This window comes from Sorangium sp. So ce321, from assembly GCF_051530195.1.
In the GTDB taxonomy this organism is placed as follows: domain Bacteria; phylum Myxococcota_A; class Polyangia; order Polyangiales; family Polyangiaceae; genus Sorangium.
Genome location: NZ_CP150329.1, coordinates 2705186 through 2716765, shown reverse-complemented (window position 1 = coordinate 2716765; position 11580 = coordinate 2705186). Strand labels below are relative to the sequence as shown.

The following is an 11580-nucleotide window of genomic DNA, read 5'->3' as shown; positions in this document are numbered from 1 at the left end:
GCGCGGCGACCGGACCGGGAGCGGAGGGGGAAACGCCGCGCCGCGGGTCGACTCGGCGGTCGGCTCGGCCGGGCCCGCCCGGCGCGCCCGGGCCGGCCGCCTGCGGCAGTGAATTGACATGACGCCGCCCGATGCGCGCTAATCGCGGCCGTGAAAATTCTCTTTTGTTCTCCAGCGTTCCGGATCCTGCTCGCCGCCCTGTTTGCGCTCTCGAGCGTGGCCTGCGGCGGCGGGCTGCGGGTGAACCGGATCAACTCCGCCCAGAAGAAGCCGAACAACGTCTGGGTGTTCTTCAGCGTCGACGCCGGCGAGGACGAGCCGGTGGGCGGCCTCACCGCCGAGGACTTCGAAATTTACGAGGACGGTGATCTCGTCTCGAAGTTCGAGAGCAAGCAGACCATCCAGAACCCCGAGGTCGCGGCGGTCATGTACACGATGCTGCTCGTCGACATGAGCGGCAGCATCACCGAGTCGGGCCAGGCCGACGCGCTGGTCGACGCCGCGCAGTCGTTCAGCGACCGGGTGGGCAAGAGCCAGAAGGTCGGCGTGTACGCGTTCGACGGCGAGGTGAAGATCCACTCGGTCGTCCCGTTCACCGAGGCGCAGGGCTCGGTCCAGGGCGGGCTCGAGGGGCTCCGGACCTACAAGCCGAAGGACACGTCGACCAACCTCCACGGCGGCGTCGTCGAGGGCATCCGCGAGCTCAAGAAGCAGCTCGACAAGGACCGGCGCCCGCTCAAGTTCGGCACGCTCGTCGTCTTCTCCGACGGCACCGATCGCGCGAACCGCGTGAGCCGGGAGGACATGCTGAAGGAGCTCGACAAGGAAGAGTACGAGAACTACCAGATCTTCGTCGTCGGCGTCGGCGCCGAGATCGAGAAGGCGCGGCTCGACGAGATCGGGCGCGACGGGACCGAGCTCGCGGCGGACCAGGCCAAGGTCAAGGAGTCGTTCGAGAAGATCGCGGCGAAGATCGAGGCGCACATGAAGCGCTTCTACCTGCTCTCGTACTGCACGCCGGCGCGCGCGGGGGAGCACGAGGTGGAGATCAAGGCGATCAGCAAGGATCCGTCGGCCTCCGGGTCGCTCGCGTGGAAGTTCAACGCCGACGGGTTCGGGCCGCCGCCGGAGTGCGATCCCAACACGCCGCCGTCGTTCGATCTGAAGGCGACCACGCCCGCGCCGGACGGCGACGGCGGCGGCAGCGGCGGCGCGAAGGCGAACTTCAAGGCGAGCGCCGGCGTGAAGGTCGACGCGAAGTGAAGGCCGTCGCGGCCGCGCTCGGCGGCCGCGGCGCTGCTCTCTCGCGGCGAGCCGCTAGCTAGCGGGGCACCTCGGGGACGAACTCGGCGCCCAGCCGGAAGACGAGGAAATCCTTCGTCGCGTTGCCGCTGCCGCCGGGCCACAGGAACGGGCTGCCGCTGCTGCGGTCCGGGTCCCACTCGAACCACATCCACCGCGCCCCCTCTTCGATGCCGCAGACGATCGGGAACTCGTTGCCTGGCTGCGGGTCGTCGCGGGCGGTGTCGTTCGCTTCTCCGAACGCGACATGGCCGTGCGCGGACGGCTCGGCGGTCACCCAGCCGGCGCTGGTCGTCTGCGGATCCAGGCCCCCGCGGTTGCAGCTCGCGATGTGCTCGTTGATGGTCTCCAGCGTCGGCCCGTGCGAGCCGAGGTCGTAGTCCTCGCCCGTCGCGCAGGCCTCCCACGCGCCGCTGCCGGTGAAGACGGGCTCGGCGCCATCGCGGAAGAACTGGCCGAGCACGCCCTGCGTCGTGAGCATGTCGGCGTAGGTGACGATGTAGAGATAGTGCCCGGCGTCCGCGGACCCGGCCGGCACCCGGTACGACTCGGGGCCGTGGCCGACGGGGCAGGAGAAGATCTCGTCAGCGAGCAGGTTCTCGATGCCGCCGAAGTAATTCAGGAGCTTGTCACCGGTCCCGTAGCCGAAGCCATAAGCGTTGTCGGCCGTGATGATCACGTTCACGTCGGTCGTGACGCCGCTCCCCCCGCCGACTCCGGCGATCTCACCGGGGCCGACCTCGCCGCCGCCCGCGCCCCCGGAGCCGGAGCCCCCTGGGTCGGCGGTGCCGGCGTCCGAGCACGCGGATCCATGAAGCGCGAAAGCAAGAGCCAGGCTTGGGACAAGACGTAGGTTCATCCCATCAGGATCGGCGAAGTCGCGCTCTCTGTAAAGTTACAACGGAGCGCCCGCTCGAGGCATCCCCGCGTCCGCCTCGCTGGCCACGCGGCGATCAGGGCACGATCCGCGCGGCGATCAGGGCACGATCTCCCGGACGCTGCCCTTCTTGTACAGGAGCCCATCGGGGCCCACCCCGTCGCTCCGGAAGTAGACGCTGATATTGGGTTTGCCGGTCTCCGAGCCCGGGCGGGTCGGCTCCCGGGTGAGCCGCATCGCGGGATCGGCGCCCGGCTCGCAGGGCTCGCCGCCCACGCCGAAGTCGGTCCCCTGGTCGTCGTGCTCGTGGATCTTCACCCAGGCGCCGCCGTTCGCGCCGTCGGTCTCATCGATCCAGAGCTCCTGCTTCACATCGCCGTTCGGCAGGTCGTAGACGAGCTGCTTGTAGCCGATCCAGACCTGCTCCGGCATGCCGCCCTCCCAGTATGTCTTCCCGAGGAGGGCTACCGAGGCTGGGTGACTCGTCTCCTTCTCGAAATCGATCTTGCCGTCGTAGCGCATGCGGGCGGCGATCCCGCGCGTATCGCACCTGTTGACGTCCTCGTCGCCGATCGTGCCGTGGTTGGTGCGCGCCATGGCGACGAGGCCCCCGTAAGCCGTCCCGTCATCGCCGGCGCGCAGGAAATACATGGTCACCTCGACGTCGCGCCATTGATCGATGAGCGCGGGGTCGTGCACGTACATCCGCGGGACCCTGCCGCTGATCTCGAGGACGCCCTGGCCGTCGGTCTCATAGGAGGCGTCGCCGTGGTCGGCGTCGAACCAGGCATCCTCCGGGTCGACGCCCGAGAACGCGCGCGCGACGCCGCTGTCCCAGGTCGAGAACCACGCCTTGCCGGACGGCAGCGTGGGCCGCAGCATCGCGATCCCGAACCGGTCGACCTGACCCGCCTCCCCGCCCCCGGCGCCGGTCGAGCTCGACGCCTCGGCGTCGCTCGATCCGGACGAGACCTCGCCGGCTCCGCCGCCGGGACCGCTGCCGCCGGGACTGCCGCCGAGGCCGCCGCTGCCGCCGAGGCCACCGCCGCCGAGGCCGCCGAGGCCGCCCTGTCCGGCGTGGCTTTCGGTCGCGGGAGGGGCGTCCTCGCCGCCACAACCGGCGCTGGTCGCGCTGGCGATAGCCGCCATGATCGCCATCGCGATCGTCAAGGAAGTTCGCACGCCTCCGCAGTAACACACCGCGATCACGACGAGCGAGAGCAAACGAGCTGGCTCATCAGGCCCACGATCGTCATGAGGCCCAGCGACACGGACGCGATGAAGCGGCGAGGACCGCTCGCCTGCCTGCCTGGCCCGTTCGCTTCAACGTGTCCGTGCGCGCGGCGCGGGCCTCGCCAGGGCTTGCCAAAGGAGGCGGAATCCCCACGTTCGTTCAGCTCATGGAGCTCAAGCGAAAGCTCGCGATCCTCGCGGACGCCGCCAAGTACGACGCATCGTGCGCGAGCAGCGGCTCCCGCCGTCCCGCCCTGCCGCAGGGGATCGGCAGCACGGAGGGCATGGGCATCTGCCACAGCTACACGCCGGACGGCCGCTGCGTCTCCCTTCTCAAGATCCTGCTCACCAACGTCTGTATCTACGACTGCCAGTACTGCGTGAACCGCCTGTCCAGCGACGTGGAGCGGGCGAGCTTTTCCCCGAAAGAGGTGGTCGCGCTCACGCTCGACTTCTACCGGCGGAACTACATCGAAGGGCTGTTCCTGAGCTCGGGAGTCCTCAAGAGCCCCGACTACACGATGGAGCAGCTCGTGGCCGTCGCCCGGTCGCTCCGCGAGGAGCACCGGTTCGGCGGCTACATCCACCTGAAGGCGGCGCCGGGCGTCTCTCCCGAGCTCCTCGACGTCGCGGGGCGCTACGCCGATCGCCTCAGCGTCAACGTCGAGCTGCCCACCCAGCGGGATCTCGCGGCGCTCGCGCCCGAGAAGACGATGCCGTCCATCGAGGCCGCCATGGCGGAGATCCACACCCGGATCATCGAGACCCGCGACGATCCGAGCCCGCGGAGGCCCGCGTTCGCGCCGGCGGGGCACAGCACGCAGATGATCGTGGGCGCGACGCCGACGAGCGATCAGGAGATCCTCGCCACCGCGTCGCGGCTGTACACGGCGCACGGGCTGCGGCGCGTCTACTACTCCGCGTTCAGCCCGATCCCGCACGCCGACGCCCGGCTCCCCGCCGACTCCCCGCCGCTCGCGCGCGAGCACCGGCTTTACGAGGCGGACTGGCTGATCCGGTTCTATGGCTTCTCCGCGGGCGAGCTCCTCAGCGCGGCCTCGCCGAACCTGGATCTGACGATGGACCCGAAGCTCGCGTGGGCGATCGCGCACCGCGAGTTCTTCCCCGTCGACGTGAACACAGCGCCCCGGGAGGCGCTCCTCCGCGTGCCCGGGCTCGGGGTGCGGACGGTCAAGCGCGTGCTCGCGATGCGCCGCCACAGCGCCGTCCGCATGGCCGACCTCGCGCGGCTCCGCGTCCCGGTCGCCCGCGCGGCGCCGTTTCTCGTGACGGCCGACGAGCACCGCAGCGCGGCGCGGGATCTCGACCGCGCCGGGCTCGCGCAGCGGGTCCGCCCTCCGGCGCAGCTCGGCCTGTTCGAGGCGCGCGAGGGGGCGCGCTCCGGGGAGCTGTGATCCGCGCGCCCATCCCCCCGACGTTCGAGGCCTTCCGCGACGCCGCCCGCGCGCTGCTCGCCCGCGAGGCGCCGCCCGAGGACGTCCTCTGGGAGGACGTGGCGGAGCAGGGTCAGGGCGTCCTCTTCGGCGCCGCGCTCGCAGCGCCGGCCGCGCCCGCAACCCCGGACGCGCCCGCAACCCCGGACGCGCCGCGGCCGCGCGTCCCGGCCGCCTTCATGCGCCTCGCGACCGCCGTCGCCTGCCACCGGGACGCGGCGCGGTTTCCGCTGCTCTACCGCGCGCTGTTCCGGCTCACCCACGGCGAGCCCTACCTGCTCGAGCTCGCCGCCGATCCCGACGTGGCCAGGCTGCGCGCCCTGGAGCAGGCGGTGCGGCGCGACGTCCACAAGCTGCACGCGTTCGTGCGCTTCCGGCGGGTCGAGGACGAAGGCGGCCGCGAGCGCTACGTCGCGTGGCACCGCCCGGACCACCGGATCCTCCGCCTGGGCGCGCCGTTCTTCGAGCGGCGCTTCCCGTCGATGGGGTGGTCGATCCTCACGCCGGACGAGTCGGCGCACTGGGACGGCGCCGAGCTCCGCTACGGCCCGGGGCTGCCGCGCGACGCCGCGCCGCGCGAGGACGAGCTCGAGGAGCTGTTCCGCACCTACTACCGGGCGATCTACAACCCGGCGCGCGTGAACCTGCGGGCGATGCGCGCGGAGATGCCGGCGAAGCACTGGAGCACCCTGCCCGAGCTCTCGGTGATGAGCGAGCTCGTGCGGGACGCCGCGTCGCGCGTCGACGCGATGCAGGCGAGCCGCAGCGGGACGGCGAGCGCGGCGGAGGCGTACGTGCCCGCTGCGCGCGCGCTCCCGGTGCTCCGCGAGGCGGCGGCGTCCTGCCAGGCGTGCGCGCTGTGCGAGCGGGCGACGCAGACGGTGTTCGGGGAGGGCCCGGCGGACGCGCCGCTGATGCTCGTGGGGGAGCAGCCTGGGGATGAGGAGGACCTCTGCGGGCGGCCGTTCGTCGGTCCGGCGGGTCGCGTGCTCGACGAGGCGCTCTCCGTAGCGGGCCTGTCGCGGGGCGGCATCTACGTGACGAACGCGGTGAAGCACTTCAAGTGGGAGCCGCGCGGCGAGCGCCGGCTGCACGCGAAGCCCGTCGGCCCGGAGATCCAGGCCTGTCGCGCCTGGCTCCAGGCGGAGGTCGAGGCGGTGCGGCCGCGGGTGATCGTGTGTCTCGGCGCGACGGCGGCGCGCTCGTTCCTCGGCGGGCGATTCAGCATCACGCAGAGCCGCGGTCAGGTCTTCAAGACGCCGTGGGCGGAGGCGTGGATGGCGACATACCACCCGGCCGCGCTCCTGCGCATGCCCGACGAGGCGGCGCGCGCTGCCGCGAAGGCGCACTTCCAGGCGGATCTCGCGCAGGCGGCGAGCTTGCTCGCGGGCGAGGGGAGCTGGAGCGGATAGGGAAGCTGCGGGGCGGTTGCGGGAGAGATGCGGGCGGGGGCCCTGCCAGGGGTCTCACGGGGACAGTGTTGTTCTCGTTCGAGAATCGCTCTCTTCGTCGTACTTCGAGCAGGCGGCATTGCGTTCGTAGTTATATCGTCGATTCCCTCCCTCGTTCCCGGGATCGAGAAAGCCGCCAGCGGCGAAAGAGGCCGACTACCGGCCCAGCAGGATTGCGCCCCCGGAGCGGCCGCTCCATGAGCTCAACAACGCATCGCCCCGCGAGGCGCTGCGCCAACGTGGGGGGAAAATCATGAAGAACACGCTCGTCGCGCTGCTCCTCGGCGCGCTCTCGTTGTCCACCGTGATGTCCAGCAGCGATCCGGCGCAAGCCCAGGACCGGGACCGGGAGCCCGGTGGGTCTTACCGCAGGACGTGCAGGGACGTCCGGACCGACCGCGGCACGCTGTTCGCGCGGTGCGAGGACCGAAGAGGGAGATACCACAGGACGCGCCTGGAAGATTACCGCCGGTGCAGAGGAGATATCGAGAACGACAACGGCCAGCTCCGCTGTCGCCGCGGCCGCTGACGCTCCGGGCGGCCCTCCGCGACGCGGGCGGCCCTCCCCCCTCAGCGCGGCGGGAGCCGGGCCCCCGCCGGGATCCGCCCCTCCTCCACGGCCACCACGTACGGCGGCAGCCGGCCCGACCGCACCGCGCGGATGTCGGCGCGCATCGTCGCCGCGTCGGGGTACCGCTCGACCTTGTGGAACGCCAGCGCGCGATCCACGACGTCGCACACCTCGGAGGGCACGTCCGGCGCGCACGCCGCGAGCGACGGCGCCCGCTCCGTCGCCGCGGCGATGAGCAGGCGCGCGTCGGCGACATCGCCGTGGATCGCGCGGCCGGAGAGCAGGCGGAACATCGTCGCGCCCAGCCCGAAGACGTCGGTCCTGCCGTCGATCTCGCGCACGTTCCCCGTCGCCTGCTCGGGCGCCATGTACTCGCTCGTTCCGAGCGCCACCCCCGTCTTCGTCGCCGTCTTCTCCGGCAGCTCCCCCATGCCGAACGGGAGCGGATCGAGGACCCGCGCGATCCCGAAGTCGAGCACCTTCACGCGCCCGTCGTTCCCGATGTGCAGGTTCTCGGGCTTGATGTCCCGGTGGACCACGCCGTGCGCGTGCGCCACGACCAGCACGTCGAGGACCCGCTCGGCCAGCGTCAGCACCTCGCCCACGGGGCGCGTGCCCAGCCGGGCCATGCGGTCGAAGAGCGTCTCGCCCTCGAGCACCTCCATGGCCAGGTACGCGGCGCCGTCGTCCGCGACGCCCGACTCCAGGACGAGCGGCAGCCCCTCGCAGAGCGGGCCGACCGCGGCCAGGGCGCTGCCGATCGGGCCCTCGCGCAGGAACCGCTTCCGGAGCTCCTCGATCTGGCTGAGGGACGGGTGAAGGACCTTCACCGCCGCCGCGTGGCCGTCCGCGCGCCGGCCGAGGAAGACGCTCGCCATCCCGCCGCCCCCGAGCACGCGCTCGACCGTCCAGGTGCCGATCTTCGTGCCGATGCGCTGCGCCGCGAGCTCCTCGTCGTCCATCATCGCGCGCGGAGCTTACCAAGACAGCCGCGGGGACGATCGGGAAAGGCCCACCGACGCCCGCCGACGCCCCGCTGAGCCCCGCCGCGACGAGCCCCCCGCTACCCCTTCTGCGCCTTCCACGGGTCGTCCTGATAAAGGTAGTTCGGCTTCAGGATCTTGTTCTCCATGTTGGTGTGGAACACCGCCATGGTCGACGCCGACATCGGCGGGACGACCCAGGTCCAGTCCGCGTAGACCGGGCGCCCGCACTCCCGCTCCTGCTGCTCGAACTTCTTGAAGTACTCCGACAGCGCGTGGTGATCGAGGATGCGCACCTTGGCCTGCCGGAACGAGTGCAGCACCGCGATGTTCAGCTCGACCAGCGCCGCGTCCTGCCACAGCGTGTCGCTGCGCGACCGGTCGAGCCCGAGGCGGTCCGCGATGAGCGGCAGCTGGTTGTACCGCGTCACGTCGCTCAGGTTGCGCGCGCCGATCTCGGTCCCCATGTAGAAGCCGTTGAACGGCGCCGCCATGTACTGCACCCCGCCGACGTCGAAGGCCATGTTGCAGACCGCCGGCAGCGCGTGCCACTTCAGCCCGAGCTCGGCGAACCACGCGTGGCGCGGGTGCACGATCGGCACCTCGAGCACCCGCTCCCGCGGCAGCTCGAACCACCGCGGCCGGGCATCGCCGATCTGGATGATCAACGGCAGCAGATCGAAGCGCGTCCGCTCCCCGCCCGGCCACCCCAGCGCGAGGGCCTGCTCCGTCAGCTCCACGTTCGCCGGATCGCCGAGGATGCCCCCGTCCGGGAGCCGGTAGCCCGCATACCGGACGATCTGCCCGTTCCAGATGCGGATCCGCGGCTCCCCCGGCCTGAACACGGTCATCGTCGCCCGGATGTCGCCCCCGTTGGTCGCCAGGTCGACGTGCTCGACGAGCGCCCCGAAGATCTCCTCCTCCGTCTTCAGGTGGCGCATGTCGCGCACGTGGAGCGTCGACCAGAAGAAGCGCCCGATGCAGCGCGAGCTGTTGCGCCACGCGAGCCGGGCCCCGTACGCGAGCTCGTCGGGCAGGTGCTCGTACGTCCCGCGCTTCTCCAGGCTCGCCCGCACCTCCCGCCAGCGCTCCTCCGCGGCGGAGGGCACCCCGAGCTCCGCATAGCACTGGCGCAGGAATGCCTCGGCCTCGGTCAGCGCCGCCCCGGGCCCGGTGGGGGTCAGGTGGAACGACGCATGCTCGACCGGGCAGACCCCGCCCGCCGCGCGGGCCGCGCCGGCCCGGCGGAGCGGCATCGGGCGGATCCCCCCCGCGGCGTCGACGTTCGACGTGAACAGCTCGCGCTGGATCGCGTCCTCCGGCCAGCCCGCCGCGCGCAGGTGCTCGTGCGCGTCGCGCATGAACCCCTCGGGCCCGCACACGAGCGCCCGCGACCCCGGCCGGTAGGCGTACAGCTCGGCCACGCTCTCCCTCGACAGCCGCCCCTCCGCCTGCGTCGCGCGCAGGCGGAGCCCGACGCCGGGCGTGCGGCCGGCGATCGCGCGCAGCTCCTCCTCGAAATAGAGGAAGTCCGCGGCGCGCGACGCCGACCAGTCGAGCAGGAAGCCCTGCAGGTCGGGGCGGGCGACCTTCCCGTCGAGCGCCCGCAGCATCGCCATCGCCGGCGTGACGCCGATCCCGCCCGCGAGGAACACCACCCGGTCCACGGGCGGCGCCGGCAGGACGAAGCTGCCCCGCGGCGCGGAGGCGCGCAGCAGCGACGCCGCGCCGCGCTCGCACAGCCACCGCGAGAAGACCCCGAGCTCCTCGCGCTTCACCGTGACCTCGTAGTCCCCGCCCGCGACCGCCGGCGCCGACAGCGTGTACGCGCGCGCCACCCAGCGCCGATCGAGGTAGCCCTGCACGAGGACGTGCTGCCCGGGCTCGGACGCCGCCGGCGCGCCGCCGACCGGCGCGAGCTTGATCTGGAAGATCCCGGGAGAGAGCTCCTGCGCCCCCTTCACCTCGGCCTGCACCAGGCTCGACGCGCCGAACATCTCCTCGATCGCCGGGACGCAGCCGCCGCAGATCTGCCCCGCCCGCGTCCGCTCCGACACCTCGGCGCGCGTCGCGCACCCGGACGCGATGAGGCTCGTGATCTGCCCGCGCCTGACCCCGGCGCAGTTGCACACGACCTCGTCGGGCTCGAACAGCGTCGCGGGCTGCTCGAGCTTCAGCTCGCCGAGCTCCCGGAACGTCGCGAGCTGCCAGCCGGGCAGCGGGGCGCGCGCCATGAGCAGCCGCATCGCGGACGGGAGCCCTTGCCACTCGCCCTCGACGTGCAGCCCCGCGAGCTGTCCTTCCGAGACGAGGAGCGCGCGGCGCTTGTCGCGATCGCCGCACACCACCCACCGGAGGCTCGCGGGCACCGCGTCGAGCCACCGCGCCGAGACGCCGGTCCCGTCGAGCGCGCGGAAGAGCGAGAGGACGCGGCCGCCGCCGTCCACCACGCTCGAGATCGCGGCCGCCTTGCCCGCCAGCGCGCCCATCGCCGCGCTGCTGTCGACGAGCCCCTCGCGCAGCGAGAGCAGCCCCTGCCCGGGGAGGAGGTGGACGTTCACGTGATCGAGCGCGTGCCGCTCGGCCCATGCGTCGACGCTCGCGGGCGGGAGCTCGAGCCAGGCGTCGTCGGGCCCGCGCGCGTCCGCGGGGATCCCTTCGCTGGCCAGGCTCGTCCAGCCCTCGATCAGCGCCTCGGCCGCCGCCTTGCGCAGGCCCGCCCGGGCCAGCGCCGCCACGGCCGCGTCCGCCGGCGTGTCCACGTACCGGATCTCGAAGCTGTCCTCGCGGAGCAGCTGCTGGACGAGGTTGTCGAGCCGCCCCCGCAGCCCGGCGGTGAACTCCTCGAAATCGAGGGTCCCGTCCCCGGTCGCGTCCGCGGCCACGAGCAGCGCCTTCGCCTCGTCGGCCGGCATGCCGAGGCCGGTGAGGTAGGGCAGGAGCTCGTCCTCGCTGAGCGCGCGGTTGTTGTCGCGATCGATCTCCTCGAACCGTCGCCGCGCGAACCTGTCGCTCGCCAGCCCCGCCCGGACGGCGCGGGAGAGCGCGGCCGCCACCTGGGCCCCGGTGCACGCGGCGGGCCCGCAGACGACCGGCGGCGCGGCGCCAGGCTGCTCGAGCGCGCGGAGCGCCATGCGGGCCACGTCGGCCGGCGCCACCCACGGCAGCGCACCATCGCCGAGCGGCAGAGGCAGCGTGCGACGGAGCCGGATGTCCTCGCTCCAGAGCATGAGCGCGCTGAGCAAGGGGCCGTGACACACAGCCGTCACCTTGTGCCCGGAGGCGCGCACAAATGCCTCAGCGTCGCGAATCTGCCGCCCCACACGGCTCGAGGGCGGGAGGTATGGCGCCACCCACAGGAGGTGAGACGCTCCGACCTCCCTGGCCGAGGCGAGGAACATCCGCGCGGCGACGAGCGGATAGGCGAGGTCCGCCGTGCTCAGCACGAGCGCGATGGCCGGCTCCGCGGGCTCGATCGGCAGGGCTTGAAGGAATGAAGCGAGGTCGTTTCTCGGCTCGGAACAGACGATCTTGAGGAAGCTCATGGTGCTCGGCGATGGCGGCCGCGGAGGAGCACAGCAGACCTCCCCGCGCGCCGGTCGGTACGGTGGACGCGCGCAGAGGCGCGGGTCGCTCCGTCCAGGATACGGCGCATCCCCCGGCGGGCCGAAACTTCCGGCGCTGACTCGGGGTGTCGCACCGTGTCGCG

General features: G+C 72.3%; 8 protein-coding genes. 4 read left to right on the top strand and 4 right to left on the bottom strand.

Annotated features, from left to right (window positions below):
- The first annotated feature begins 150 nt into the window (after positions 1 to 150).
- Positions 151 to 1263 (top strand): VWA domain-containing protein, encoded by a 1113-nt coding sequence (locus WME89_RS10575; protein ID WP_438009096.1) that lies wholly within the window; start codon positions 151 to 153, stop codon positions 1261 to 1263.
- A gap of 58 nt (positions 1264 to 1321) precedes the next feature.
- Here WME89_RS10575 and WME89_RS10570 read toward each other — a convergent pair whose 3' ends face one another.
- Both WME89_RS10570 and WME89_RS10565 read right to left on the bottom strand, forming a co-directional pair.
- Complete coding sequence (locus WME89_RS10570; protein WP_438009095.1) at positions 1322 to 2161, bottom strand: hypothetical protein; 840 nt, start codon at positions 2159 to 2161, stop codon at positions 1322 to 1324.
- A 117-nt stretch (positions 2162 to 2278) separates the two neighbouring features.
- On the bottom strand, positions 2279 to 3361 hold the full coding sequence (locus tag WME89_RS10565) for a hypothetical protein (RefSeq protein WP_438009094.1): 1083 nt from the start codon (positions 3359 to 3361) through the stop codon (positions 2279 to 2281).
- Positions 3362 to 3579: 218 nt separating this feature from the next.
- On the opposite strand from WME89_RS10565, the gene WME89_RS10560 reads away from it, so the two are divergent.
- From WME89_RS10560 to WME89_RS10550, 3 genes are all read left to right on the top strand, one after another.
- The gene (locus WME89_RS10560; protein WP_438009093.1) at positions 3580 to 4827 is read left to right on the top strand and encodes a putative DNA modification/repair radical SAM protein; all 1248 of its coding nucleotides are present in this window, start codon (positions 3580 to 3582) and stop codon (positions 4825 to 4827) included.
- Entirely contained in the window at positions 4824 to 6278 is a 1455-nt protein-coding gene (locus WME89_RS10555) for a UdgX family uracil-DNA binding protein (RefSeq protein WP_438009092.1), read from the top strand. The genes WME89_RS10560 and WME89_RS10555 overlap by 4 nt, the downstream gene beginning before the upstream one ends.
- A gap of 292 nt (positions 6279 to 6570) precedes the next feature.
- Positions 6571 to 6846 carry a hypothetical protein gene (locus WME89_RS10550; RefSeq protein WP_438009091.1) on the top strand — a complete coding sequence of 92 codons (276 nt, stop codon included), beginning with the start codon at positions 6571 to 6573 and terminating at the stop codon, positions 6844 to 6846.
- 41 nt (positions 6847 to 6887) lie between these two features.
- Here the strand turns inward: WME89_RS10550 and WME89_RS10545 are convergent, their stop codons facing one another.
- Positions 6888 to 7853, bottom strand: coding sequence for a serine/threonine-protein kinase (locus tag WME89_RS10545; RefSeq protein WP_438009090.1), 966 nt, complete (start codon positions 7851 to 7853; stop codon positions 6888 to 6890).
- Positions 7854 to 7951: 98 nt separating this feature from the next.
- A complete protein-coding gene (locus WME89_RS10540; RefSeq protein ID WP_438009089.1) occupies positions 7952 to 11416 on the bottom strand; it encodes a nitric oxide synthase oxygenase in 3465 nt (1154 codons plus the stop codon).
- Positions 11417 to 11580: the final 164 nt, after the last annotated feature.